General features: G+C 66.7%; 23 protein-coding genes and 1 pseudogene. 14 read left to right on the top strand and 10 right to left on the bottom strand.

Features of this window, described 5'->3' with window-relative positions; genetic code table 11:
• Positions 1 to 29: 29 nt before the first annotated feature.
• Both QUE33_RS11210 and QUE33_RS11215 read right to left on the bottom strand, forming a co-directional pair.
• Entirely contained in the window at positions 30 to 1664 is a 1635-nt protein-coding gene (locus tag QUE33_RS11210) for a SulP family inorganic anion transporter (protein ID WP_286300079.1), read from the bottom strand.
• Positions 1661 to 2023 (bottom strand): ArsR/SmtB family transcription factor, encoded by a 363-nt coding sequence (locus tag QUE33_RS11215; protein ID WP_286300082.1) that lies wholly within the window; start codon positions 2021 to 2023, stop codon positions 1661 to 1663. The genes QUE33_RS11210 and QUE33_RS11215 overlap by 4 nt, the downstream gene beginning before the upstream one ends.
• Positions 2024 to 2220: 197 nt before the next feature.
• Here QUE33_RS11215 and QUE33_RS11220 point away from each other — a divergent pair, with 197 nt between their 5' ends.
• From QUE33_RS11220 to QUE33_RS11230, 3 genes and pseudogenes are all read left to right on the top strand, one after another.
• Positions 2221 to 3036: a hypothetical protein gene (locus QUE33_RS11220; protein ID WP_286300085.1), complete on the top strand. Its 816-nt coding sequence runs from the start codon at positions 2221 to 2223 to the stop codon at positions 3034 to 3036.
• Positions 3033 to 3863, top strand: a complete 831-nt coding sequence (locus tag QUE33_RS11225; protein ID WP_286300087.1) for a hypothetical protein — start codon at positions 3033 to 3035, stop codon at positions 3861 to 3863. The genes QUE33_RS11220 and QUE33_RS11225 overlap by 4 nt, the downstream gene beginning before the upstream one ends.
• 65 nt (positions 3864 to 3928) lie before the next feature.
• A pseudogene (locus QUE33_RS11230) lies at positions 3929 to 6416 on the top strand (DEAD/DEAH box helicase).
• Between the two features lie 95 nt (positions 6417 to 6511).
• On the opposite strand, the gene QUE33_RS11235 reads toward QUE33_RS11230, so the two are convergent.
• Entirely contained in the window at positions 6512 to 7171 is a 660-nt protein-coding gene (locus tag QUE33_RS11235; protein WP_286300088.1) for an FMN-dependent NADH-azoreductase, read from the bottom strand.
• Positions 7172 to 7248: 77 nt separating this feature from the next.
• Between QUE33_RS11235 and QUE33_RS11240 the strand changes: the two genes are divergently transcribed.
• The gene (locus tag QUE33_RS11240) at positions 7249 to 7587 is read left to right on the top strand and encodes a winged helix-turn-helix transcriptional regulator (RefSeq protein WP_286300090.1); all 339 of its coding nucleotides are present in this window, start codon (positions 7249 to 7251) and stop codon (positions 7585 to 7587) included.
• A gap of 136 nt (positions 7588 to 7723) precedes the next feature.
• Here the strand turns inward: QUE33_RS11240 and QUE33_RS11245 are convergent, their stop codons facing one another.
• Positions 7724 to 9244 carry an SDR family oxidoreductase gene (locus QUE33_RS11245; protein WP_286300093.1) on the bottom strand — a complete coding sequence of 507 codons (1521 nt, stop codon included), beginning with the start codon at positions 9242 to 9244 and terminating at the stop codon, positions 7724 to 7726.
• Positions 9245 to 9342: 98 nt separating this feature from the next.
• Between QUE33_RS11245 and QUE33_RS11250 the strand changes: the two genes are divergently transcribed.
• From QUE33_RS11250 to QUE33_RS11260, 3 genes are read left to right on the top strand one after another with little or no spacing between them, the layout of a single operon-like run.
• Positions 9343 to 10422, top strand: a complete 1080-nt coding sequence (locus QUE33_RS11250) for a M4 family metallopeptidase (protein ID WP_286300095.1) — start codon at positions 9343 to 9345, stop codon at positions 10420 to 10422.
• Complete coding sequence (locus QUE33_RS11255) at positions 10397 to 10768, top strand: protealysin inhibitor emfourin (protein WP_286300097.1); 372 nt, start codon at positions 10397 to 10399, stop codon at positions 10766 to 10768. The genes QUE33_RS11250 and QUE33_RS11255 overlap by 26 nt, the downstream gene beginning before the upstream one ends.
• 59 nt (positions 10769 to 10827) lie before the next feature.
• A complete protein-coding gene (locus tag QUE33_RS11260; protein ID WP_286300099.1) occupies positions 10828 to 11037 on the top strand; it encodes a hypothetical protein in 210 nt (69 codons plus the stop codon).
• Between the two features lie 24 nt (positions 11038 to 11061).
• Here QUE33_RS11260 and QUE33_RS11265 read toward each other — a convergent pair whose 3' ends face one another.
• Positions 11062 to 12111: a mechanosensitive ion channel family protein gene (locus tag QUE33_RS11265; protein WP_286300101.1), complete on the bottom strand. Its 1050-nt coding sequence runs from the start codon at positions 12109 to 12111 to the stop codon at positions 11062 to 11064.
• A 38-nt stretch (positions 12112 to 12149) separates the two neighbouring features.
• On the bottom strand, positions 12150 to 12641 hold the full coding sequence (locus QUE33_RS11270; RefSeq protein WP_286300103.1) for a hypothetical protein: 492 nt from the start codon (positions 12639 to 12641) through the stop codon (positions 12150 to 12152).
• A gap of 55 nt (positions 12642 to 12696) precedes the next feature.
• Between QUE33_RS11270 and QUE33_RS11275 the strand changes: the two genes are divergently transcribed.
• Complete coding sequence (locus QUE33_RS11275; RefSeq protein ID WP_286300104.1) at positions 12697 to 13446, top strand: ribonuclease H family protein; 750 nt, start codon at positions 12697 to 12699, stop codon at positions 13444 to 13446.
• A 100-nt stretch (positions 13447 to 13546) separates the two neighbouring features.
• On the opposite strand, the gene QUE33_RS11280 is transcribed toward QUE33_RS11275, so the two are convergent.
• Positions 13547 to 14527 carry an SRPBCC family protein gene (locus tag QUE33_RS11280; RefSeq protein ID WP_286300106.1) on the bottom strand — a complete coding sequence of 327 codons (981 nt, stop codon included), beginning with the start codon at positions 14525 to 14527 and terminating at the stop codon, positions 13547 to 13549.
• Between the two features lies 1 nt (position 14528).
• Positions 14529 to 14933, bottom strand: coding sequence for an ArsR/SmtB family transcription factor (locus QUE33_RS11285; RefSeq protein ID WP_286300107.1), 405 nt, complete (start codon positions 14931 to 14933; stop codon positions 14529 to 14531).
• A 424-nt stretch (positions 14934 to 15357) separates the two neighbouring features.
• On the opposite strand from QUE33_RS11285, the gene QUE33_RS16220 reads away from it, so the two are divergent.
• The 3 genes from QUE33_RS16220 to QUE33_RS11295 are packed head-to-tail and all read left to right on the top strand — an operon-like array spanning position 15358 to position 19008.
• Positions 15358 to 16023, top strand: a complete 666-nt coding sequence (locus QUE33_RS16220; RefSeq protein WP_350226455.1) for a TnsA-like heteromeric transposase endonuclease subunit — start codon at positions 15358 to 15360, stop codon at positions 16021 to 16023.
• Positions 16023 to 18047: a Mu transposase C-terminal domain-containing protein gene (locus QUE33_RS11290; RefSeq protein ID WP_286300108.1), complete on the top strand. Its 2025-nt coding sequence runs from the start codon at positions 16023 to 16025 to the stop codon at positions 18045 to 18047. Before QUE33_RS16220 ends, QUE33_RS11290 begins: the two co-directional genes overlap by 1 nt.
• Before the next feature lie 13 nt (positions 18048 to 18060).
• The gene (locus QUE33_RS11295) at positions 18061 to 19008 is read left to right on the top strand and encodes a TniB family NTP-binding protein (RefSeq protein ID WP_286300111.1); all 948 of its coding nucleotides are present in this window, start codon (positions 18061 to 18063) and stop codon (positions 19006 to 19008) included.
• Here QUE33_RS11295 and QUE33_RS11300 read toward each other — a convergent pair.
• Complete coding sequence (locus QUE33_RS11300; RefSeq protein WP_434019600.1) at positions 18998 to 20317, bottom strand: ISL3 family transposase; 1320 nt, start codon at positions 20315 to 20317, stop codon at positions 18998 to 19000. The genes QUE33_RS11295 and QUE33_RS11300 overlap by 11 nt on opposite strands.
• Positions 20318 to 20417: 100 nt before the next feature.
• Between QUE33_RS11300 and QUE33_RS11305 the strand changes: the two genes are divergently transcribed.
• Entirely contained in the window at positions 20418 to 20576 is a 159-nt protein-coding gene (locus QUE33_RS11305; protein WP_286300112.1) for a hypothetical protein, read from the top strand.
• Positions 20573 to 22729, top strand: a complete 2157-nt coding sequence (locus QUE33_RS11310) for a zinc-ribbon domain-containing protein (protein ID WP_286300113.1) — start codon at positions 20573 to 20575, stop codon at positions 22727 to 22729. Before QUE33_RS11305 ends, QUE33_RS11310 begins: the two co-directional genes overlap by 4 nt.
• Here QUE33_RS11310 and QUE33_RS11315 read toward each other — a convergent pair.
• On the bottom strand, positions 22715 to 22945 hold the full coding sequence (locus QUE33_RS11315) for a helix-turn-helix transcriptional regulator (protein WP_286300115.1): 231 nt from the start codon (positions 22943 to 22945) through the stop codon (positions 22715 to 22717). The two genes, QUE33_RS11310 and QUE33_RS11315, sit on opposite strands and share 15 nt — an antisense overlap.
• A 756-nt stretch (positions 22946 to 23701) precedes the next feature.
• Between QUE33_RS11315 and QUE33_RS11320 the strand changes: the two genes are divergently transcribed.
• Positions 23702 to 24094 (top strand): hypothetical protein, encoded by a 393-nt coding sequence (locus QUE33_RS11320; RefSeq protein ID WP_286300120.1) that lies wholly within the window; start codon positions 23702 to 23704, stop codon positions 24092 to 24094.
• Positions 24095 to 24183 lie beyond the last annotated feature (89 nt).

Here is a 24183-nt window from a genome sequence, read left to right on the forward strand (position 1 = left end):
CGAAGCGACAAGATGGGGGCAGCCGGGTGCTACGTGGCTGCGGCGCGGGCGACGTGGCTGCGGGCGTGGGCGGTCGCCGCATCCAGATCGGTGAAGAGGTGGTTCTGGTGGCGCAAGGATGCCATCACACCGACCCGCTCGGCGAGCTGCAGGTGGCGGGGCTGGATGCCCTTGACGAGCACGGTGATGCCGCGCCGCTCGAGTGAGTGGATCATGTCGGTGATGACCTGAGCTCCGGTGGCATCGAGGATCTGCAGCTGCGACATCCGGATGACGACGACCTCGATGTCACGCATCTCCGATACGCGCTCCATCATCCGCTCGGCAGCGCCGAAGAACAGCGCACCCTCCAGCCGGAACACCGCGATGCGCTCGTCGCCTGGCTGCACCGATCCGGGCAGCTCCTCGCGATGCACGCCACTGGCCTTCGCGAGCTGGCGCAGGGCGAAGAAGCCGGCGGCGAGCAGGCCGATCAGCACGGCGTAGATGAGGTCGACGCTCACCGTCACGATCGCGGTGATGACGAAGACGACGGCATCCGACCGGGTCGAGCCGAGCACCGCGCGCACGGTCGCCGGAGCGACCATGCGGCAGGCGGTGACCATCAGCACTCCGGCGAGCGCGGCCAGCGGGATCCGCGACACGACGGCCGCTCCGACCAGCACCACGGCCAGCAGCAGCAGTCCGTGGGCGATCGCGGCGACACGGGTGCGCGCACCGGCACGGATGCTGACCGCCGTGCGCGCGATGGCTCCCGTGGCCGGCATGCCGCCGAAGAACCCGGCGGCGATGGATGCCAGGCCCTGCCCGACCAGCTCGCGGTCGGCGTCGTACGGTCCGGTGTCGGAGATGCTGGCGGCGACCCGGGCGGCCAGCAGCGATTCGATGGCGGCGAGGGCGGCCACCGCGAACGCCGGACCGATGAGTCCGGCCACGGCGGTGAGGTCGCCGGAGGGCAGTGTGGGCGCGGGGAGCCCTGAGGGCAGCTCGCCGATGAGGTCGACCGGCAGGTCCAGCAGCGCGACGAGCAGCCCGGTGACGACGATGGCGATCAGTGAGCCGGGGAACCGGGGTGCGAACCTCATCGACGCGAGCATGATCACCACGACGATCGCGACCAGCAGCAGCGACCATCCCAGTTTCGGCCAGGTGGCCGTCATAGCCGCCTGCACGGCGGAGATCGCGGCGTTCGTGCTCTCACCCGGCTGGGTTCCGGTGGCCGTGGGCACCTGCTGCAGGAAGATGATCACGGCGATGCCGAGCGTGAACCCCTCGATCACCGGCCACGGGATGTAGCTGATCGTGCGCCCCAGCCGCAGCACGCCGGCCAGCAGCACGATCAGGCCGGAGAGCAGGCAGACGAGGGCGAGAGCACTCGTCCCCTGCACCGCCATGATGGGGGCGAGCACCACGACCATCGCGCCGGTGGGCCCGGAGACCTGCACGTTCGAGCCGCCGAAGATCGCCGCGACGATGCCGGCGATGATGGCTGTGACCAGGCCGCTCTCCGCTCCCGCGCCCGAGCTGACGCCGAAGGCGAGCGCCAGTGGCAGCGCGACGATGCCGACGGTGACGCCCGCGAGCAGGTCGGCGCGCCAGGTGCGCGGCACGGCACGGTAGTCGGTGCGGGAGGGCAGCAGAGCCAGCAGGCGGGAGTGCTTCACGTGCGTCCCGCGATCTCGGGAAGGCCGTCCTGCTCGCTCAGCTGCTGCTGCGTGGTGTGCAGGATCTCGCCCAGCAGCGCACGTGCGACGCGCAGAAGGTCAGCGACCTGAGGGTAGGCCAGGCGGTAGAAGACCAGGCTGCCGCGGCGTTCGGAGACCACCAGGCGGTTGCGCCGCAGCACGGCCAGATGCTGCGAGACGTGCGATGCCTCGAGCTCGGTGATGCTCAGCAGCTCGGACACGGAGGTCTCGGGTGCGTTGGAGAGCACTTCGAGGATGCGGATGCGGATGGGGTGCGCGAGCCCCTTGAACAGGCCGGCCTTCACCTCGTACAGCGGACGGCTCGGGTCGCTCAGCATCCGGTGCACCCCTGGCGATCTTCGTCGGCTCCCGCTGACCCGACATGATGATTTCATCATATCGCAATACTGCTCGGCCGGCGGTCACGCGTGCTCCCGCAGGTCCGCCCCTCGGCATCCGGGCCTGCGTATGGGTACATCACCCCATTTCGTCGAAAATCCCGCCTGGTTAGGCTCGCCTGCGGAGGGAGTCGGAGATGTCGAAACCGAGGGACTCTCGCAGCAAGATGCCGCTGCTGACCCTGTCGATCGTCTGCGCCGTGCTGCTGATCACGACGGTCGCCTTCGGTGTGAGCACCCTGCTGATGTCGAGGATGACCATCGCGCAGGCCGCACCGACGCCGGCTCCGACGACGTCGCCGACGACGGCTCCGGGAGCGACCGAGAAGCCCGACGACGCCGACCGCGTCGTGCAGGGCCGTGAGGTCACGGTCGTCTCGGACTTGGATTTCGGATACTTCTTCATGTCGCGCACCGACGCGCACGGCTACACGTCGCTGTACTCGCAGATCCGCAACACGGATGCGAAGCAGGCGGTCACGGTGTACTTCGACGTGAGCCTGTACGACGACGAGGGCACGCTGGTCAGTCGATGGCCCACCAGCTCGTACCTGCTGCCCGACCAGGTGACGCTGTTCGACAGCACGCTTGCCGAGAACATGCTCGACGTCGCCTCGATCAGCGTCGAGCAGACCGGCATCAGTCTCGATCCGCCCGCGACGACAGGCACGGTGAAGATGACCGAGGCACGCGGGGGCGACGGCGGAGTGGTCGAGGGCGCATTCACCTCCTCGCTGAGCGCACCGGACGGCAATGCGCAGGTCGCGATCGTCGGCACCGTCGACGGTGAGGTGTTCGCGCTCTGCGCCGACTACGTGGAGATCCCGGCCAATGACACGTTCACGGCCCGGTGCACCCTGGAGCCGACCTCTCGGAACACGCCCGAACCCATCGGTGATCTCCCCGACGATACCGAGATCACAGCCTTCTACCTGCTGGATATCCCGCGATGACCACGTCTGCCCCTGTTTCCCGACGCACTGTTTCCCGGCGCGGCCTCCTGATCGCACTGAGCATCGCATCCGTCGTGCTGCTGGCCGCGACGATCACCTTCGGCACCATGCTGTTCTCGATGCTGGACGCCGGCCCGCGATCAGGAGGCACTGCTCCGGAGGCGGGCGAGCCGACAGCATCCGCCACCCCGACGCCCGAGCCGGATACGGTGCACGGCATTCCGATCACGGTGGGTGACAGCGTGCTCGAGCTCGGAACCTGGGTGACCGAGCTATGGACGGATGGGACGACACGGCTGCACGCGCCGATCCGCAACAACTCCACGACACAGGCGGTGACGGCCTCGTACGACCTCACGGCGTACGACGCCGAGGGTCGCATCCTGGATCGGGTGAGCGCCTCAGCCGACCTGCTGCCGGCGAGCGAAGGCATCATCAATTCGATGACTCTGCGTGCCGATCCCGAGAAGGTCGCCTCGATCGTCGTGGAGCAGACGGATGCCGACGCCGACGTTTCGCCGTACACGGGTGCGGTCACCGGCGGCGAGGTCGAGGTCGATCATGAGACCGCACGCGTGAGCACCGACATGACGTCGACGCTCAGCCCGAGCCCGGATTCTCAGGAGATTCAGTTCGGCGCCTTCATCGGCGACGAGCTGATCGGTCTGTGCGAGATCGGGGCAGAAGCCGAGGGGGAGCATCTCGCCGCGTACTGCTTCCTGACCGCCACCTCGAGCGGCACCGACTTCGACGAGGACTACTATCGGGTGCTGCCCGACGACCTCGACGTGCGGGCATTCCTGCGGGTGAGGTTCAACCTGGATTGAGCTGACCTCACCGGCACCTCTCACCGGCGCATGCGAACCGCCGGAGGTGAAAGGATCGAGACATCATGCTTCTCGATCCCGCAGTTCTGCCCGACGGTGCCGATGCGGATGCCGTGTACACGGCGTTCGTCGAGTGGGCGGAATCGACCGGCATCCGCCTCTACCCGGCCCAGGACGAGGCGGTCATCGAGATCGTCTCGGGGCAGAACCTGATCCTGTCCACCCCCACCGGCACCGGCAAGTCACTGGTCGCCGTCGCCGCGCACTTCGCCGCGCTCGTCGACGGACGCCGCACCTATTACACGGCGCCGATCAAGGCACTGGTCAGCGAGAAGTTCTTCAGCCTGGTCGACGTGTTCGGCGCGGAGAACGTCGGCATGGTCACGGGCGACTCCGCGGTCAACGCCGACGCGCCCATCGTTTGCTGCACGGCGGAGATCCTCGCGAACCTCGCGCTGCGCGAGGGATCGGAGGCCGATGTCGGCCAGGTCGTGATGGACGAGTTCCACTTCTACGGCGATCCCGATCGCGGCTGGGCATGGCAGGTGCCGCTGCTCACCCTGCCCCAGGCGCAGTTCGTGCTGATGTCCGCGACCCTCGGAGACGTCACGCAGCTGGCATCCGATCTCACCCGCCGCACCCTGCGCGAGACGGCGGTCGTCACCGGGGTCGAGCGGCCGGTGCCACTGCACTTCTCCTACGAGCTGACACCCATCCACGAGACGATCGACGACCTGCTGCACACCGACCGTGCCCCGGTCTACATCGTGCACTTCTCGCAGTCAGCCGCGATGGAACGTGCACAGGCCCTGGCGAGTGCGAAGGTCGCCACCCGCGAGCAGCGCGACGCGATCGCCGAGCTGATCGGCGGTTTCCGGTTCACCACCGCGTTCGGCAAGACGCTCTCCCGGCTGCTGCGGATGGGCATCGGCGTGCATCACGCCGGCATGCTGCCGAAGTACCGGCGGCTGGTGGAGCAGCTCGCCCAGCGCGGCATGCTGCGGGTGATCTGCGGCACCGACACCCTGGGCGTCGGCATCAACGTGCCCATCCGCACGGTGCTGCTCACGGCACTGACGAAGTTCGACGGCACCCGGATGCGACAGCTGAACGCCCGCGAGTTCCACCAGATCGCCGGCCGTGCCGGCCGGGCCGGCTTCGACACGGCCGGGACGGTGGTGTGTCAGGCGCCCGAGCACGAGAGCGAGAACGCCGCCGCCATCAAGAAGGCGGGTGACGACGCGAAGAAGAGGCGCAAGATCATCCGCAAGAAGGCCCCGGACGGCTTCGTGTCGTGGGGCGAGCCCTCGTTCCGCAAGCTGATCGACTCGGAGCCCGAGACCCTCACCTCCCACATGCAGATCACCAGCGCCATGATGCTGAACGTCATCGCACGCGGCGGCGACGTGTTCGCGAATATGCGCGCACTGGTATATGACAATCACGAGCCTCGACAGAAGCAACGGATGCTGGCGCTGCGCGCCCTGGGCATCTACCGCACGCTACGCGAATCGGGTGTCGTGGAGGACGATGCCGACGGCATCCGACTCACTGTCGATCTGCAGCCGAACTTCGCACTCAACCAGCCGCTGTCGCCGTTCGCCCTGGCAGCGTTCGAGCTGCTCGACCCGGCTTCCCCCAGTTCGCGCTGGAGATGATCTCGATCGTGGAATCCACACTCGACGACCCTCGTGCGATCCTCTCGCAGCAGGAGTTCATCGCGCGCGGCGAGGCGGTCGCCGCCATGAAGGCCGAGGGTATCGAGTACGACGAGCGCATGGAGCTGCTGGAGCAGATCACCTATCCGAAGCCGCTGGACGAGCTGCTAGGCGCGGCGTTCCAGACCTTCAGCGCGGCGCAGCCGTGGATCCGCGACTTCGAGCTGCGCCCGAAGTCGGTGGTGCGCGACATGTACGAGCGGGCCATGTCGTTCGGGGAATATGTCGCGTTCTACAAGACCGCGCGGTCCGAGGGGTGGTGCTGCGGTACCTGTCGGATGCCTATCGCGCGGCCTCGCAGACGATCCCGGAGCACCTGAAGACCGAGGAGCTGCGCGACCTGATCGAGTGGCTCGGCGAGCTGGTGCGCCAGGTGGACTCGTCACTGCTCGACGAGTGGGAAGAGCTCGTGTCCGGTGCGGGGAGCCTGCCGGAAGGCGACGAGCCCGTCGTCCCACCCGCGCCCAAGCGGCTCACCTCGAATGTCCGCGCGTTCCGCATCCTGGTGCGCAACGAGCTGTTCCGTCGCGTGCAGCTCGCCGCCCGCGAGGACGTTGAGACGCTGGCATCCCTCGACCCCGACTTCGGCGCCGAGGGCTGGAACAGTGCGCTGGACGCATACTTCGCCGAGCACGACGAGATCCTCACCGGAGCGGATGCCCGAAGCTCGGCGCTGCTGATGATCGAGCAGGGCGCTTCGGAGTGGGCGGTGCGCCAGATCATCGACGACCCCGCCGGCGACCACGACTGGGGCATCAGCGCGACCGTCGACCTCGCCGCATCCGACGACGCCGGCGAGGCCGTCGTGACGGTGACGGCGCTCGATCGGCTCTGAGTCGACCGGCCCTGCCACACGCCGGGGAGGATGAGTTCCACAGGATCCTCCCCTCCGTGCGATCTCCTCCCGTCCGGGCACCGGCACGCGTGAGATCAGGCCGCCGTATCCGCGTTCCGCAGCGCGGCGAGCTCCTGGCCGTAGACACGCGCAGTCGCCTCCGCCTTCTCCTTGAGCTCCTGAGCGGCGTCGGTGAACGCATCCAGCGCGGGGTTCACGCCGACGAGGGTGAACGGGCGCTGCACGACGCGCAGGTCCAGGCCCCAGACGTCTTCGAGCACGCGGCGCAGCCATCCGGTGGAGTGGTCCCAGCCCTCCTTCGGGGTTCCCGGCGCATAGTTGCCGCCCAGGACCGTGACCAAGGTCGCGGGCTTGCCGCGGAGGGCGGTCCCCTCCGGATCGATGCGCGGATCTGTGTAGGCGAGATCGAACCAGGTCTTGAAGTGCTGCGAGACGCCGTAGTTGTACAGCGGGACGGCGAAGAGCAGGGCGTCGGCATCGAGCATCTCGTCGGCGAACGTGGCCGCGAGCGCCTGTGCCTGCTGCTGGGCATCGGTGCGCTGGTCGGCGGGAACGAACTTCGCGGTGACGGCATCCGCCCAGACGTTCGCAGGCACCGGCGCGGCACCGAGATCGCGACGGGTGACGGTGGAGTCGGGATGAGAGCTTGTCCACTCGGCTTCGACGAGGTCGGCGAGCGATCGGCTGGCGGACGACGCGGGCAGGATGCTGGCATCCAGGCGGAACAGGGACATAAGTGACCTTTCGTTTTTCTTTGATGCTTCGCTTTTCTTAGCGACTTGCGTTAGCGTAGCACTGATATGCTGATGGCATGGCGGAGATCGAGCCGGCGATCCAGATGTGTGACGCGGCCGTCACACTGGCCTTCAGCGTGCTCGGGAAACGCTGGAACGGGATGATCGTGTCGACCCTCGGCTCCGGGGCGACCAGCTTCGTGTCACTGCGGCGGGCGGTCGTCGGGATCAGCGACACCGTGCTCTCGGACCGTCTCACCGAGCTCACTCAGGCCGGACTCGTCACTCGCACGGTCGACTCCGGTCCACCCATCACCGTGTCCTACTCGCTGACGTCGAGCGGCAAGGGCCTGCTGCCGATCCTCGGCCAGCTCGGCGAGTGGGCGTCGGCGAATCTCGAACTGCCCGAGCACTGAACACCCCTCGCAGGGGCGGGGGCAGCGGCGTGCACGATGCGAATCCCGGGCCGACACGCCAGATGCAGGACGTTTCCCGCGAATCGGTCCGACATCTGGCGTGTCGGCCCCTATCTGCAACCGCCCCGGCCGCCGATCACCAGGGGTTCGGCCTGTAGTCCTTCAGGAACACCCCGTGCAGGTCGACGCCGGCCTCGCCCTGCACGATCGGGTCGTACACGCGCGCGGCGCCGTCGACCAGGTCGAGCGGGGCGTGGAAGCCCTCCTCGGCCAGGCGCACCTTCGTGTAGTGCGGGCGCTCGTCGGTGATCCAGCCGGTGTCGACCGCGGTCATCAGGATGCCGTCGGTCTCGAGCATCTCGCCGGCGCTGGTGCGGGTGAGCATGTTCAGCGCGGCCTTGGCCATGTTGGTGTGCGGATGCCCGGGACCCTTGTACCGGCGGGAGAACTGCCCCTCCATCGCCGAGACGTTCACGATGTACTTGCGGTGCGCGTCCGCTGCGGCCATGGCCGGCCGCAGCCTGCTGATCAGCAGGAACGGCGCCGTGGTGTTGCACAGCTGCACCTCGAGCATCTCCAGCGGGTCGACCTGATCGACGGACTGCACCCAGCTGTTGACGACATTGATGTCGGGCACGAGCCCACCAGCGTCGATCGCGGTGCCGTCGGCGTGCTTCTCCAGCGATGACGACCCGGGCGCCATGGCGAGCCGGGCGAGGTCCTCGGCGGTCAGTGCCTGCCCGCCCTGCTCGGCGACCGTGCCGCCGAGGGCGGCCACCGACAGCAGCGGGTTGGAGTCGACGGATGCCTGCAGTGCCTGCGGATGCGGATCGGCGGTGTGCCCGAAGGTCTCCATCTCGGGCAGAGGGCCGTCGGGGAGGGGCTGCAGCTCGGCATCCGACAGCAGCGAGTACGCGCCCGGCGAGCGCCGCACGGTCTGCGCCGCGTTGTTGATCAGGATGTCGAGCGGCCCCTGCGCCGAGACCGAGTCGGCCAGCGCGATCACCTGCGCCGGGTCGCGCAGGTCGATTCCGACCACTCGCAGCCGGTGCAGCCAGTCGGCGGAGTCTGGCAGCGACGCGAATCGGCGCACGGCGTCGCGGGGAAAGCGTGTGGTGATGGTGAGGTGGGCGCCGTCGCGCAGCAGGCGCAGGGCGATGTGCATGCCGATCTTCGCGCGCCCGCCGGTGAGCAGCGCGCGCCGGCCGGTCAGGTCGGTGTGGGCGTTGCGCTTGCCGTGGCTGAACCGTGCGCACTCGGGGCAGAGCTGGTGGTAGAAGGCGTCGACGAGCGTGTACGACTTCTTGCAGATGTAGCAGTTTCGCGGCTTGAGCAGCGAGCCTGCGACGGGTGCGTCGACCACGCTGGTGGCCAGGTCGAGCCCGCGGGTCTCGTCGTCGATGCGGTCCGGTGCGCCGGTCGCGGTGCGCGCGACCACGGCGCGATCGGCCTCGGCGATGGCGTCGCGGATCTGCTTGCGGCGCACGCGCTTGACGGCCTTGAACATGTTCGCCGTGGCGCGTCGGACGGCGACGTAGTCCGGATGCTGCTGATCGACGCGGTCGAGCTCGGCGAGCACCTTGAGCGCGATGGCGAGTTCGTCGGGGTCGATGCCGGAGGGGGCGCCGGCTCCGGGCAGCGAGGAGGCATCGGTCATTGGGCCGATTCTACGCGGCGAAGCCTGGGGACACTGGCCGATCCGGCCCACCCGACCTGGCCCGTGCCCTTGTCCGTCGTCCGGCGTATGGTCGGCACATGAGCACCACCGCCGTTGCAGAGACGTTCACCCACCAGGGCATCGTTCCCGGCTACCTGCTGGCGCAGTTGGCCGCATCCGACCGCTACGCGCACGCGGCGCAGGCGGCGAAGCAGACCCTGATCGCGGGGAGGCCCACCTTCCACTCCACGCTCGAGCTGTCGATCGGCGCCGACGGCGCGCTCATGGCCGAGGTCACCGCGGCGCCCACGCGCACGATCTTCGACGCGCAGAACACCGAAAAACTGCCGGGGCTGATCGTGCGGCGCGAGGACGACGAGCCGGTGGATGACGTCTCGGTCAACGAGGCGTTCGACGGGCTCGGCGCGACTTTTCAGCTGCTGCTCGACGCGTTCGGCCGTGATTCGCTCGACGGTGCCGGTGCGGCGTTGAATGCGACCGTGCATTACGGCGAGAACTACGACAACGCGTTCTGGGACGGCTCGCGCATGGTCTTCGGCGATGGCGACGGCGAGGTGTTCACGGGGTTCACCCGCTCGATCTCGGTGATCGGGCATGAGCTGGGCCACGGAGTGATCCAGAGTTCGGCCGGCCTGGTCTACCAGGGCCAGTCCGGAGCGCTGAACGAGTCGATCGCGGACGTGCTCGGTGTGCTCACCGAGCAGCACCTGCTCGGGCAGACCGCGGATCAGGCGACCTGGCTGGTCGGCGCCGGCATCTTCACGGATGCCGTGCAGGGCCGCGCGCTGCGCTCGATGATCGAACCCGGCACCGCGTACGACGATGACGAGCTCGGCAGGGATCCGCAGCCCGCGCACATGCGCGACTACGTCAACACCACCGAGGACAACGGCGGCGTGCACATCAACTCCGGCATCCCGAACCGCGCGTTCGCGTTGGCCGCGAAGGCCATCGGCGGCCATGCCTGGGAGGGTGCGGGCCTGGTCTGGTACCGGGCGCTCACCGGCGGACTCTCGTCGACGGCCGGATTCACAGAGTTCGCCGAGCAGACGATCGCCGCAGCGGCCTCGATCGGGGATAGCGTGGAGACGGCGGTCCGAGATGCCTGGATCGCCGTCGGAGTGATCGAGGATGCGCGAGTACGAGACCCCCGGTGATGGTTCGGATGCCGTCGCCGATGCCACAGACGATGCGGATCGCAGCCGTATCGTCGTAGCGGTGGTGCGCACCGGCGGGCTCGCGGGCCTCCGTCGCCGCTGGCGCGTGGAGCCCGACCCCGCACAGGCACCGCAGTGGGTCACGCTGGTCGAGCGCTGCCCCTGGGACGAGCAGACGGATGCTACGACGGATGCCGGGGCAGACCGCTTCGTCTGGAGCATCCATGCCGTCCTGCGCGAGCAGCAGCGCGAACGGGTCGTCCCCGACACCCAGCTGCAGGGTGCATGGCGCGACCTGGTGGACGCCGTGCGCGAGGCTGACGCCGATCACCGCACAGAGCCCTGATTCGGCGGCGATCTGCGGATCGCCACGCCGCGCCGGCGATGCGGGGTGACAATGGAGTCATGGGACTGTTCTCACAGAAGCAGCAGGAGCCGAGTGCCTGGGCGGCATTGCCGGGCGAGCCGCTCGACGAGGATCACGTCGAGCACCTCGATGAGGTGCCCAACACCGATCCGATGGATCTCGGGCTCGGCGTGCAGTACTCGAGTGTGGTCTTTCCGGTCACCCCGCCCGCACCCGAGGCCTCCGACGAGGAGTCGTCGAACCCGTAGGCCGCCACCCCCGTCGCCGGGGCGCTACCGTTCCGACGACTCCATCAGCACGCGGGTGTTCGGCAGTGCCTCGGGGTGCTCCTGCTGCAGCCAGGTCATCATCTGCTCGCGCACGGCGCAGCGCAGCGTCCACTGATCGCCGGCGTCCTTCGCCGAGATCACGAACCGCACCGTCACGAATCCGCCCTGCGACCCGGTGACGCGCACGCTGGAGTCGCGCCGATCCCAGGCATCCGATGCCTCGATGATCTGGGTGAACTTCGCGCGCACGGCATCCATCGGCACCCGCCAGTCCAGGTCCATGTACACGGTGCCGAGCACCTGGTCGGAGCGCCGCGTCCAGGTCTCGAACGGGGTGGTCGTGAAGTAGCTGCACGGCAGCACGAGGCGCCGCTCGTCCCAGATGTAGACGACGACGTACGACAGGTTGATCTCGCCGATCCGCCCCCACTCGCCTTCGACCACGACGATGTCGCCGACCCGGATCGCGTCGGTGAAGGCGATCTGGATGCCGGCGATGAGGTTGCCGAGGATGGATTGCGCAGCCAGGCCGGCGATGATGCTGGCGATGCCCGCGGATGCCAGCAGGCTGGCGCCGACCGCACGCATCTCGGGGAAGGTGAACAGCACGGCGCCGAGCGCGATGACGGCGATGACGACCAGCGATAGGCGATGGATCACGACCAGCTGCGTGCGCCGGCGGCGGGCCTGTGCGCCGGTCGCCGTGCCGTCGTCCTGTGCCATGAGCTTCTCGAATCCGAACGATGCGAGCGCCGCCAGCAACCAGGCCCCGGTGATGATCGTGGCGATCAGGAACAGCCGCGAGATGCCGGGCCACCAGTCCAGCCATCCCGGCAGCGAGATCGCGCAGGCGATCCACACCGCGACGATCGCGACGACCACCGCCCACGGTGTTCGCACGCGACGACTCAGCTCGGCCACCCAGGGCGCGGAGCGCCCCACGAGCGCGGCGATGAGGTGCACGAGCAGAACCGCGACGAATGCGGCGACCAGAGCGAGGCCGATCGCAGCGATGGTGCCGATCCAGGAAACCCAGTCGATGTTGAAAGCCATCACTTCAGCGTACGGGGATGGTCGTCACCCTGCAGCGGTCACCCTGCAGCGGCGAGGAGGGCGGCCACGTTGTAGCGGCCTCGATCGACGCTGAGCCTCACGCCGTCGCGCGAGCGCACCACGACTCGCTCGCGTCCGGCGACCCGGACGGTGCGGCAGGAGGCGATGTCGCGATAGGCGATGTGCTTCTCGCTGCCGAACACGGTGCGGAAGCGCACGGCATCCGCGCCCGCCTCCAGGTACCAGTTGCGATACGCGAGCAGGAGTGCGACGCCCACCAGGAAGAGCACCACCGAGGCGATGCGTGCGGGCAGCAGCTGCGCCGTGTAGCGCGAAGCGAAGGCGGCGACGCCCAGCAGAAAACCCGCTGCCAGCAGCACGACGCCGGCGACCACGACCAGCATCGGCATCCGCTGTCGTCTCGTTGTGACCTTTGCGGGCGCGACCCGGCGGAAGGCGCGTGCGATCAGCACGACCACCAGCGCGATCACGATGAGGATGATCACGGTCTTGACGGCGAACCCGGACACCCCTTGACGCTACCAACTCGCGGGCGGCGCCGGGTCGACGCCCTACGGTGGAAGCATGACGATCACCGCCGCGGCAGACGGCTCCGCTCTCGGCAACCCCGGCCCGAACGGCTGGGCCTGGTACATCGACGACAATCGGTGGGCGGCTGGCGGATCGCCGCACGGCACGAACAATCAGGGCGAGCTGCGGGCGGTGCTGGAGCTGCTGCGGGCGACCGCCGGCGTCGACGAGAAGCTGCTCATCGAATGCGACAGCCGCTACGTGATCGACTCGGTGACCAAGTGGATGCCGGGGTGGAAGCGCCGCGGGTGGCGCAAGTCCGACGGCGGGCCGGTGCTCAACCGCGATCTGTTGGAAGGCATCGACGAGGCCATGCGCGGACGGGACGTGGAGTTCTCGTGGGTCAAGGGACATGCCGGACACCCGCTGAACGAGGCCGCCGACGAACGCGCGAATGCGGCGGCGAGGGCGTACCAACAGAAGCAGGAGCCCCGACGGGGGCCGGGGTTCTCGTTGGCATCCGACGGCGGTGCGGCGCTGGCCGGCGCCATGGCGTTGCAGGCGGACGCGGCGGCCGAATCAGGCTCGGAGCCTGCACCGCGAGGGATCACCGAGCCGCTGTGGGCCGCGGCATCCGATCTGCTGGACGGGCTCGATGAGCCCTCCGCGGGCCCCGGGGCCCAGGCGGCATCCGCTCCCATCGATCTGCACCTGACCCTCACCGGTGCCGAACATGCCCGCCTGCGCGATCGCGCCGACGCCCAGGGGATCTCACTCGAAGAGGCGCTGCGCCGCCTGATCTGAGACGCCGGGGCCGATCCCCTTGTTCATATCGCTCAAATTGCTGCATCTCCGGTGAGATCACGACAATTTGAGCGATATGAACGGGAGGTGAAGGCCATCGTCAGCCGGCGAGGACAGTCTTCTCCAGGCGTTGGAACGAGGCCTCCATGCCATCGGTCATGCCGGTGGCGAGGATCATGTCGCGCGCGTCCTTGTCGGGGTACTCGATGAGCACGGTGACCAGGGTCGCCCCGTCCTCCTCGTAGAGGGTGAGGTCGTTGAGCGTCTCGGGTTCCGGCATCCCCTGCATCCGCTCGGTCTGCACGGATCGGCGCGGTGCGTCGACGACCAGAGTCTCGCCCTCGAAACCGAACGGCTCCCCCACGGTGTCACCGACGGGCGCCCACGAGGTGCGATAGCTCTCACCGGGTGCATTGCCCACGACGCACTCCGTCATCTCCCAGCCGTCGGGCCCGAGCATCCACTGCCGGATCAGCTCAGGATCGGTGTGGGCGCGCCACACCAGCTCGCGCGATCCCTCGACCAGGCGCGTGATGCGCACGTGGGTGTCGTCCATGAGCTCAACCTGCGTGCCCTTGCCCTGCGCGTACTCGCGCAGATCGCGCAGCACCGCGTCGATCTGCGACATGGCCATGCGGGTGCCCTCAACGACGCCCATGTCGAGCACCGTCTGCAGCGCCTCGAGGGAGTCGAAGCGACTCGAAGTGACCATGCGGGTACCCTCACCGACGGACTCGAACGTGAAGTCCATACGCATGGCGGGCATGTCGCCGTTGGGCACGCCGTTCTCGTCGCTGAAGCCGTCGAGCACGCTGAATCGGTGCGGTTCCTCGATCTCGAGGAACTCCCAGTAGGCGCGCGAGGTCTCGCCGTGCGGGCCGGTCATGGAGAAGTCCGCACGCCCGCCGATGGTGTGATCCCAGGTGTGGAACGTGGCCGGCCATCCGGGAGGTCCCCAGAACCGTTCCAGCTGACGCGGGTCGGTGTACGCGTTCCAGACGCGCTCGATCGGGGCGGCGAACTCGGCGGTGACGGTCATCGTCAGGTTCTCGGTGTCGGTGTCGATGTCGATGACGGGCATGTCAATCTCCTGGGGTCTCTTCGTTGCTGGGTGGTTCGGTGGTGTCGGATGCCGACGGGGTTCCCGGGCTCGAAGGACTCGCCAGCAGGTCGTCGAGCCGGGCGATGCGTGCGCGCCAGAGCTCTTCGTAGCGGGCGAGCAGCGCCCGCGCACGGGCGATCATCTCGGGGTTCGCGCGGACGAGCCGCTCGCGTCCCTCGGCGCGCTTGATGATGAGTCGTGCCTCTTCGAGGACGGCCACGTGCTTCTGCACCGCCGCGAAGGACATCTCGTAGTCGCCGGCCAACTCGGAAACCGACTGCTCGCGCTCGATCGTCCGGCGCAGGATGTCACGCCGGGTCGCCGTCGCCAGTGCGTGGAACACACGGTCGATCTCCGCTTCGCTGAGTTCATTTTGTACAACCATTTGGTTGTACATTAGGCGGTGAGCGGGGTGGTGTCAAGGGGTTCCTGTCGGGATCGCGTTGCGGTGACACAACTGGCCTTTAGACGACACAAGGCTGGGATGGAGTGACACCGTGTGTCAGGAAACGCCGATGCCTTAGAGAACTTGTGACTCTCGCGGGAGGAACATCAGCGGCAGATACAGGAGCGATGGGGCTCCGGTCGCCCCTTCGTCTTCGCATCATCCGAACGCGGACACACGTGCGAGAGGGGCTGCGATGCGGCCAGTAGATGAGGCAAAGCCGATCAACGCCCGACGGCGCACGGCATCCACTGAAGTTCACTGGATCCCTCGCACGGACAGCGGTCGCACGACGGCTGGACTCCAGGAGTGGGCAATCGTCAATCGGGCGCTCGGCGACAGGGACTGGGCAGAGATCGACCCAATGAGGGTTCGCAAGTCGAAGGGCGTCCGCCATCGGTTCACCCCGGCCATGTACTACTGGCAGCGCACTGGGTCCCACGTGTGGTGCGAGTCTCAGCTCGAGCGATGGGAAGTCCTATGGCTGGACTACAGCGGGCAAGTGGAGCGGTTGTGGTCGCAGCCGCTGGCTCTCACCTTCGGGCACGGAACGAGACTTTCCGGGGACTCGCACATCCCTGACTTCCTGGCCCTATTCACTGACGGAAGATTCGGGCTTTTCGATGTGCGTCCCGCAGCGCGCATTGATGAACATGCACGAGTCCAGTTCGACGAAACGGCAACGATCTGCGGCGCACTCGGCTGGCGCTACAAGGTGCTCACGGGCCACAACAACCGCGCGACAGCCAACCTCGACTGTCTGTCGGCGTCGCGCCATGATCGTTGCCGACCCGCACCGGCGACAGAGTCCCGGATCCTCGAACTCGCCGCAGGCGGCCGTCCACGCGGGGAGCTATGCCGAATCACCGCGCCAGACTGCCCACCTCTCGCGTGCGCATGGCTCGACAACATGGCGTGGCGACGCTTGCTCAATCTGGACCTGGCTGCAGTATTCAGCAGCGAAACCGTCTACACCACTGCAGATTCAATACCTGGTGCAGATTCAATACCTGGGCAAAAGGCAGCGTGATGTCTGAGGAGTACAAGCTTCGCCTCGGCGACACCGTCGAGATCAATGGTGAGGTCTGGGTCTGGGAAAGCGTCCGCCGCGGGATCGAGGCTAGGCTCCGTCGCGACGGGACCGCCGACGATTGGCTGAGTCTGTCGATGCCAGAGCTGCTCTCGCACGCCGGCACAGCCCGGCGCGACTCGAACACTCCTCTTCGAAGGATCTCAGGCGACTGGCCGGCCGATGTGCTCGACATGGAGAAGCACCTGCTGGAGGTGTTTCGTGGCGTTCCCATGGATCCAACCGCGACAGCCCCACGTCCGCAGTACGACCTTTCCGCGACGACGCAGGAGCAGCGGATCGCATCGAAAATCGAAGAGCTGGCCGGGACAACGCTGGGGAGGTCACGAAAGGCATGGTTCAACTTCTGGAACGACTACCGGTCGGAGGGCGTCGCTGGCGTGGATGCGCGTCTGCATCCGAAAAGAAAGAAGCGGTTGATGATCGCGAAGGCCGATCCGCGCCTGGTGGCCATCATCGACCGCGAACTCGACAGCCGAGTCAACATGTCGACGAGCAGCCGGCGCCATTGCGCCGAACTCGTTCGGCGGGCCTTACAGGCCATGTACCCGGGCGACCCGATCTGCGACATCAAGGACACCACGCTCCAGGGATACATCAACGAGCGCGACGCCGGTCGATACACCTTCGGAAAGGCAACGAGCCGGCGAACTGCGTCCAATAGCCCCGATCGCGAGTACTTTTCGGGCAGCGCGCACAGGCTCGGCCAAGTCTGCGAGATCGACTCGACGAAGCTGGACGTGCAGGTGTGGGATGAGAAAGGCAACATCTTCCGCCCTACGGCGACGGCGCTCTTCTGCGTGGGTAGCAGGGTTCCGCTGGCCTGGGCGATCCACGCTGATTCACCTAACGGCCACGACCACGCACTGCTGCTGGCGCGGGCGATCGTCGGGCGAAGGGCCATTCCGGGCTCCGCTGCTGCGACTCTCGCCGGCTCGGCGACGCTGCCCGTCGAGCTCATGAAGAAGATCAACCCCTACCTCGATGATGACTCGCTCGCCGTGCCCTGGATCTTCCCGCACTCGATCACCATCGATGGCGGTGCCGATTTCCGTTCGGCCACGTTTGAGGCAGCATGCCGTGCGTTCGGGATCAATCTCGTTCTCGCGCCGCCCAACGCTCCGACCGTCAAACCGCACGTGGAGCGCAATTTCGGGACGACCTCTTCCGACTTCGCTACGTGGCTGGCGGGCTCAACCGGCAACGCCGTGCACAACCGAGGAAAGCGCGACGCTCCAATCCTCACCCTCGATTCCGTACGGCTCGCCTTCGACGTTTGGATCACGACAGTGTTCCTGAACAAGCAGCACGGTGGGCTGAGATCGCCCCTGTTCCCCGGCCGGAAGTGGACGCCAAACCAGATGTACGCGGCGCTTTTCGAAGTCGGCCCGGGCGTTCAGTTGCCCTTCCGCGCAGAGGACTTCTTTGCGCTGCTCCCCAGCGAGCCACGTGTGATCAGCAAGGAAGGGATCGCATTTAGGAACCGCGTATACGACTCACCGCTCCTGGCTGATCTGCGCAATCGATCGCTGACGGGCGCTGCGGCCGGTTCACGACAGGCCCGACAGTTCGACATCCGCTACGACCCGCACAACTCGAACGCAGTGTGGGTCGAGCATCCCGAGACGGGGGAATGGATCGAGTGCTGGGACAAACTGATCGACGATCGGGGCGCATGGATGGTTGCTGAAGCCCAGGTGAAGCTCGTCGATCGCTTCGGCACAGGTGAGCCGGGGAGATCCCGAAGACAGCAGAATTTCTCGATGAGATCGAGCGGCGCGCGCGGAGTGACAAACGGGCCCGTCAACGGCAGCTGCGTGAAGCCGCCGCGAGATCCACAGGCGACGAAGAGCTGGATGTTCCGCTCGCCGAGCCTGTCCCCATCGAGCTTCGCGATTGGAGCAATCCAGTCGACGTCACCGACATCGACTGGAGTTCGTCAGCGTACGACATCGTCACGGTGAAAGAGATCCGACCATGATCGTCGAGCCGCTCATCCTCCATCACGACACGAAGACGACTCTCCCTGGACTGCGCGAGGCCCTGACAGCCCTGCCTGCGGCTCCGCCTGCCATAACGTTCGCGGAGTACACCGCACTGACGGCATCCGTACGCAGCCTCTATGACGAGGCACGCGATGACTACCTGCGGCTGACACTTCGGGTACCGACGCCCGAGCAAGAGCTCAGCACCCGGATCCTCGCCAAGCACATCATCTCGAACCCGCGCCGCAAGAACTCCCGCCGAGGCCTCATGGTCTCGGCTCCGATGTTTTACGGCAAGACTGAGCTCGCGCTACTGCTCGCACGTTCGGTGGAACAGGATCATGCCAAGAAGTTTCCCGACTACGCCGACAACGGCGAGGTGCCCGTCGTGTGGGTAGAAGTGACCGACCACGCGACAGGCAAGGCGCTGCTCAGTCAAATCATCCGGTTCCTCGCTCCGACCATCACTTTGCCGACGCAGATCACGACAGACAACCTCCGGCGACGAGCAGTCGAGTTGCTGCACGTCCATCACACGAAGCTGCTCGTCATCGATGAGGCACACAACCTCGGAGGCAGTGAGCCGTCGAGCGTGATCAAGGCACTGCAGAACGAGTCCTCGGCCACCGTCGTGCTAGTTGGGATCAATCTCGCCAGCGGCAAGGCCTTTGGTTCGGGCGAAGGCCTTCAGGTCACGATGCGGTGCGATCTGGTGGAGCTTCGGAGGGTAGACATCAGAACCGAGGAGGGCATGGCGCTCTGGCGTCGGTGGGTCGCGATTTTCGACCGAAATCTGCCGCTATGTGAACACATCCCCGGGACACTCACAAGAAACGCCCCTGCTCTCCATGCCGCCGCAGACGGCCGCCTCTCGGTGCTCGCGATGATCATAGAGCGCCTTATGGGGCTCTTCGGACTTTCGGTGGGGGTCATGGGGTGAGGCCGCCGGCGGCGAGGAGCATGCGGAGCCGGTAGTTGTCGCGGTTGCGGAAGCCGCGGGCGAGGCGGCGGTGCAGCTCGATGATCCCGTTCACGGCCTCAGTTCCGCCGTTCGATGATCGTCCGGTCGTGAAGTACGCCAGGAACGCGGCTCGCCAGCGGCGGAGGGTGCGGCCGAGGCGGGCGATCTCGGGGATCGGGCAGGTGTGGAACGACTCGACGACCTTCTGCGCGATCCGTCGCCCCTCGGCGAGGTCCTTCTGGTGGTAGGCGGAACGCAGTTGCTGGGCGCACTGCCACGCGACGAACACCTCGTCGTGCGCGGGGTCGGCCTCGATCGCTGCCGCGAGTCTGGTCCGCTGCTTCTCGGTGAGGTTCTCGGCGCCGGCGCGGAGGATGGTCTGGATCCCGTAGAGCGGGTCGCCCTTACGACCGCGATGCCCGAGGGTGTCCTGCTGAACCCGGCGGCGGACCTCGTCGACGGCGGCGGTGCCGAGCTTGACGACGTGGAACGCGTCCAGCACGGCCGTGGCGTCTTCGAGCTTGTCGTCGATCGCGGTCTTGTAGCCGGCGAACGGGTCAAGAGCGGCGACCTTCACGTTCCTCCGGAACGCTTCGCCGCGTTCGGCGAGCCAGGATGCGTAGGCCTTCCCGGAGCGGCCAGGCACCAGGTCAAGCAGCCTGGCCCGCGTCTTTCCGGTGCTGTCGCGGCTCAGATCGACCATCCCGGTCAGCTCCTTCGGACCGCTCTTGCGGGGGTCGACGTGATGCCAGATGTGCTCATCGACACCGAGCGTGGTGACGTTCTCGAACCGGGACTCGTCGGCCGCGAGCCGCTCCAACTCAGGCTCGACAGCGCGCCACACCGTCTTCCACGACGTGCCGAGCTGACGGGCGATACCGTGCACGGTGGCGTGCTCGCGGCGCAACTGCCCGATCGCCCAGCCGACGGCGCGCGTGGTGATCGACCCGCGCCGGGCGACCAGGCCCGGGAGTTGCTCCACGAACGTCCGCCGCGCGCATCCCACCTCATCGCACCGCCAGACCCGCTGCCGCCACACAATCCGCACCCGCGTCGTCGCGGGCACATCATGAAGCACCCGTCGGCGGCGGCCACGACCGGTCGCGACGACCCCACACGAGGGACAGCCGGTCGGTGCCGCTGGCGTCGAGACCGTCACCACCAGCAGCCCGTCGCGACGGTCGACGCGCTCGACATGGACATCAGGAAGACCCAGCAGAACGTCGCAGCGGGAACACGGATCAGTCGCAGAGCGCGCAGAAGCGCACCCCGAAGTAGGGTGAAGCACGTCGAGGTCCTCGTGAAGATCAGACAGTTAGCGCTACTGATCCTCGGGGACCTCGACCCCTACCCGCCGAACATCACCCGGCGAGCCTCACCCCCACCGGATGTCCGAAGAGCCCCTTATGGCCTCTATCCTCGATGATCCCGACCGCACCAGCGAGAAGGTGACCCGAGAGCGGGTCTTCGCTGTCTTGGACGGTCTTCGGCGGACCACGAGGATCCGGCACAAGGTTCAGATTGGCGACCTCGTGGAGGCTGCGTGACCGACGCCCGGGCGTGGCCCATTCGACCTAAATGGCACAGGTTGGAGACGCCGAAGTCGTATGCACAGCGCCAATGCGCAGCCGCAGGCATTCCGTTCGACTACGTCGAACGCGGACTTACGACTGAGGCCCGGCCGTACATCTACCGCGTTTGGGTCAACATGGCTGCTGCTGCGATGACAATCGAGGCCGCAGCCGGGCGTCCCGAAGGCCATTATCTCCGCATCAAGCGCATCGCTCAGCCCAATCCGACTCAGAACTACGCCGAACGATTCCTCTGTCGCCTCTGCGCCGCGGGTGAGCGTGTAGAGCAAATTCCCCACGATCGCGAGAACTGGTGTCTACGGCACCCAGGTCAGCTCGTCTGGGTAGGCCCCGGTACCACGCCGGAGTCGCAGATCATCGTGCCATTCGACCCCCTACTGGCGAAGGCCGAGCGCACTTTCAGGCGTTTGGTCGCGACTGGCAGCGTTGACGCTGGATTGCACGCCCGGGTGTGGGAAATGGTGCGCGACAACGCGTGGCTGACCGAACCCGCCGGCTGGAAGACGACACTGCTCGAGTGCCTCGACGACCACGAGGTCCGTGGGCGCGCAGCGTTGTTCGTCGAAACAATCACCACCTTGAAGGTGCTGTCCAACGAGCACGAGGTCGCACGGTGGAACTCGCTTCCCGCAGACGAGCTTCGCCCCGCAATTGTCGACGCGCTGCCGGCGATGCATGGGTCGACTCAAGTGCTCGTCGAGCGGATCGTGTTGTGGCTTCGCCCCCATCGCCGGGAGGTTCGACCGACCCGCATCGATCCACTCGACGTTCCCCTGGACATCGTGGACGCGTCCGCGATCATCGATACGACCGCGCCGTATCCGCTGTGGATCAAGCGGCGTCCCCACGCCGTCGGCGAGTGGGACTGGGGCCGAAACGACGACGCTCGCGACCCATGGGATCCATCAGGCACTTCTGCGAAAGCATGGTGGGTGTGCGACCAAGGGCACTCGTGGGAGTCGACGCCGTATACCAGAGCGATTTCCGGCTGCCCCTATTGCGCCACGCTGGCTATCTGGCCGGGACAGTCAGATCTCGGTACGCTGCACCCGGACCTCGCAAACGAATGGGACGATGCACCCGGAGCGAACGCTGGCGATCCGGATCACGTCAGCACAAGCTCCCGTCGCCGCATCAATTGGATCTGCGGCGTGGGGCATCGATGGAAGGCCTCAATCAACAACAGAGCGCGTCTAGGTTCCGGCTGCCCCTACTGCGGCGGCAGCCGCGCCACTCCGGGCGAAACCGACCTGACCACGCTGCGCCCGGACCTCGCCGCTGAGTGGGACCACCAGGGCAACGGCGCCCTGACACCCGACACGATCGGCGCCAGTTCGCCCCGACGGGTCTGGTGGGCCGGCGCCTGTGGTCATCGATGGCAAGCATCCATCTCGAATCGGTCTCGCGGCACAGGTTGCCCATATTGCGCTGGCAAGCGCGCTCTGCCCGGAGTCTCCGATCTCGCAACCCTTCGGCCCGATCTGGCTGCGGAGTGGCACAGTAGCAATGAACTTCGACCTGAGCACGTTCGTCCAAACTCCGGCAAGAAGGTCATTTGGGAGTGCGAACGCGGTCACTTATGGGAAGCAAAGGTCTACACCCGCTCACGTGCCAGCGAAGGATGCCCATACTGCTCCGGACATCGCGTTATGCCCGGCGAGACAGACCTCGCCACGCTCCACCCAGAGCTCGCGCACGAGTGGGATGAGACGAACGTTCTGCGTCCGCAGGATGTAACCCCCGGTTCGCGTCGTGTCGCGACGTGGAGATGTGCGGAAGGTCACGTTTGGGAAGCGATCATCTCAAGCCGAACCGGGCGGAGACCGGCAGGGTGCCCCTGCTGCAAGGGCCATTACGCCGTCCCTGGCGTGAACGACCTGTTGACGCTGAGACCGGAGCTTGCGGCCGAGTGGGACGCGAGCAACAGAGGATCGCCTCAACTCGTGAAGCCGTCATCGAGCCGCAACGCGATCTGGCGATGCGCGAGCGGACACATCTGGGAAGCACCCGTGGCAAAGCGCTGCAAAGGCGACGGTTGCCCCGTTTGTCCGTCAGCTCCATCGCCAAGACCCAGTGATACCGATCGACCTCCGCTACCTGCTGCGTAAGTCCGGGATCGCGTCTGGAATGAGATCATCGAGAGACATGCCCAGTACCTGCGAGATCGCCAGGACCGTGCGCAAGGTCGGGTTCGCCGGACGCCCGGGCCGCGACTCGCCCTTCTCATACTTCTGGTAGGTGTAGCGGGTGAGCCCTGCGCGATAGGCCACCTGTTCTTGGCTGAGCCCGGCACCCTCGCGGGCGCGGCGAAGCGATGTGGCCAACCGCTGAGCGTAGGCAGCCCATTCCCTGTCAGCGATGTCGTCTCCGTGGCCCACATCCTCAGCGTCGCTAGGGGCACCTACCGATATGGCCTATTCCGTATGGCATAATTTCGGAGGCCATACGAAACAATCAACGCCCATCGGACTCCTCCGCTTCCTTGCACGTGTGCTGCCCAGCCCGATGACTACCGGTCGCGTCGCGGGCGAGGCTCGTGCAGCGACCGCGAATGCGACTGCGGCCATGGCATCCGACTCTTACCCCATCTGGTGGCGGGGCATCGACGTGCCACCGCCTGCCGAGTGGACCTACATGTTCGAGTCCTTCACGGGTGACGACACAGGCGATGAATGGGCGCTGGCTGCGGCGATCTTCATCGCGCAGACGCGGCGACGCACAGGCCTCGGACCGACGTTCGCAGAGTTGTTCGCACATCTCATGCCAGAAACCCATGGCCTACCCGCTCCTTTCCCTCGCGAGATGGAGTTCATAGAGCGGCGACGCGCTGTCGCTGCTTTCCGAGGTCACGTCACCATCGACTGGCGCCGCCGCGGGCTCATCAGCTTCGACAAGGGCGTCACACGGAGCCTGCGGGTCGGGCGCGCATTCCGCGAACGATCGCGGCACCGACAACTGGCACGTCTCGCAGGAATGCCGAGGCTTGAGAACGGAATGTCGGATCCCGCGGCTATGAATGGATGCGAACGCGCGGAACGGCCCATCGCAGACGCGCGATCGAAAGGTGAGTGATCGGAACGATGGAACAGAGCGAGTACCCACCCGACATGCAGCGCCTGATCGATCGCATCGCGCCGGGATGGCCCCCGATCCTCGACGTCAGCTCCGGCTGGTACCCACTGCTGGCGCGACTCGACGCTCACCTGCGCACGATCACACCGGGGTACGTTCTACAGCAGTGCAAGTCGAAGTTCGGTTCACTGTCGTTCTACGCCACGCCGTCGGACGACGTCAGCGAGTACAACGAAGAATTCAACGACGCGATCCGCGCCGCCGAATGGGAGAGCATCGAGACCTGTGAGGTGTGCGGGGCACCCGGAGCCCAGTACGTCATCAACCTGTGGGTTTCGGTGCTGTGTCCTGAGCACCACGACAGAGCGACCGGCACTACCGACCACACGGACCCCAAGTAGCCTGCGGAGGACTTGGCGATTCCGCCTCACTCCCCATGGCATCTCCGTCAACGGCACGTTTGGTAGGACGTGAGGCCCGATCGACGCCG

The organism is Microbacterium suwonense (assembly GCF_030296555.1).
Taxonomy (GTDB): Bacteria; Actinomycetota; Actinomycetes; order Actinomycetales; family Microbacteriaceae; genus Microbacterium; species Microbacterium suwonense.

Excerpts from the sequence above, each read along its gene's own strand:
- QUE33_RS11295 (WP_286300111.1), top strand. The coding sequence starts at position 18,061 with ATGATCGTCGAGCCGCTCATCCTCCATCACGACACGAAGACGACTCTC.
- QUE33_RS11280 (WP_286300106.1), bottom strand. The coding sequence starts at position 14,527 with ATGCCCGTCATCGACATCGACACCGACACCGAGAACCTGACGATGACC.
- QUE33_RS11285 (WP_286300107.1), bottom strand. The coding sequence starts at position 14,933 with ATGGTTGTACAAAATGAACTCAGCGAAGCGGAGATCGACCGTGTGTTC.
- QUE33_RS11240 (WP_286300090.1), top strand. The coding sequence starts at position 7,249 with ATGGCGGAGATCGAGCCGGCGATCCAGATGTGTGACGCGGCCGTCACA.
- QUE33_RS11235 (WP_286300088.1), bottom strand. The coding sequence starts at position 7,171 with ATGTCCCTGTTCCGCCTGGATGCCAGCATCCTGCCCGCGTCGTCCGCC.
- QUE33_RS11290 (WP_286300108.1), top strand. The coding sequence starts at position 16,023 with ATGTCTGAGGAGTACAAGCTTCGCCTCGGCGACACCGTCGAGATCAAT.
- QUE33_RS11305 (WP_286300112.1), top strand. The coding sequence starts at position 20,418 with ATGTCCGAAGAGCCCCTTATGGCCTCTATCCTCGATGATCCCGACCGC.
- QUE33_RS11245 (WP_286300093.1), bottom strand. The coding sequence starts at position 9,244 with ATGACCGATGCCTCCTCGCTGCCCGGAGCCGGCGCCCCCTCCGGCATC.
- QUE33_RS11260 (WP_286300099.1), top strand. The coding sequence starts at position 10,828 with ATGGGACTGTTCTCACAGAAGCAGCAGGAGCCGAGTGCCTGGGCGGCA.
- QUE33_RS11220 (WP_286300085.1), top strand. The coding sequence starts at position 2,221 with ATGTCGAAACCGAGGGACTCTCGCAGCAAGATGCCGCTGCTGACCCTG.
- QUE33_RS11320 (WP_286300120.1), top strand. The coding sequence starts at position 23,702 with ATGGAACAGAGCGAGTACCCACCCGACATGCAGCGCCTGATCGATCGC.
- QUE33_RS11275 (WP_286300104.1), top strand. The coding sequence starts at position 12,697 with ATGACGATCACCGCCGCGGCAGACGGCTCCGCTCTCGGCAACCCCGGC.
- QUE33_RS11225 (WP_286300087.1), top strand. The coding sequence starts at position 3,033 with ATGACCACGTCTGCCCCTGTTTCCCGACGCACTGTTTCCCGGCGCGGC.
- QUE33_RS11265 (WP_286300101.1), bottom strand. The coding sequence starts at position 12,111 with ATGGCTTTCAACATCGACTGGGTTTCCTGGATCGGCACCATCGCTGCG.
- QUE33_RS16220 (WP_350226455.1), top strand. The coding sequence starts at position 15,358 with ATGAGGGTTCGCAAGTCGAAGGGCGTCCGCCATCGGTTCACCCCGGCC.
- QUE33_RS11215 (WP_286300082.1), bottom strand. The coding sequence starts at position 2,023 with ATGCTGAGCGACCCGAGCCGTCCGCTGTACGAGGTGAAGGCCGGCCTG.
- QUE33_RS11250 (WP_286300095.1), top strand. The coding sequence starts at position 9,343 with ATGAGCACCACCGCCGTTGCAGAGACGTTCACCCACCAGGGCATCGTT.
- QUE33_RS11255 (WP_286300097.1), top strand. The coding sequence starts at position 10,397 with ATGCGCGAGTACGAGACCCCCGGTGATGGTTCGGATGCCGTCGCCGAT.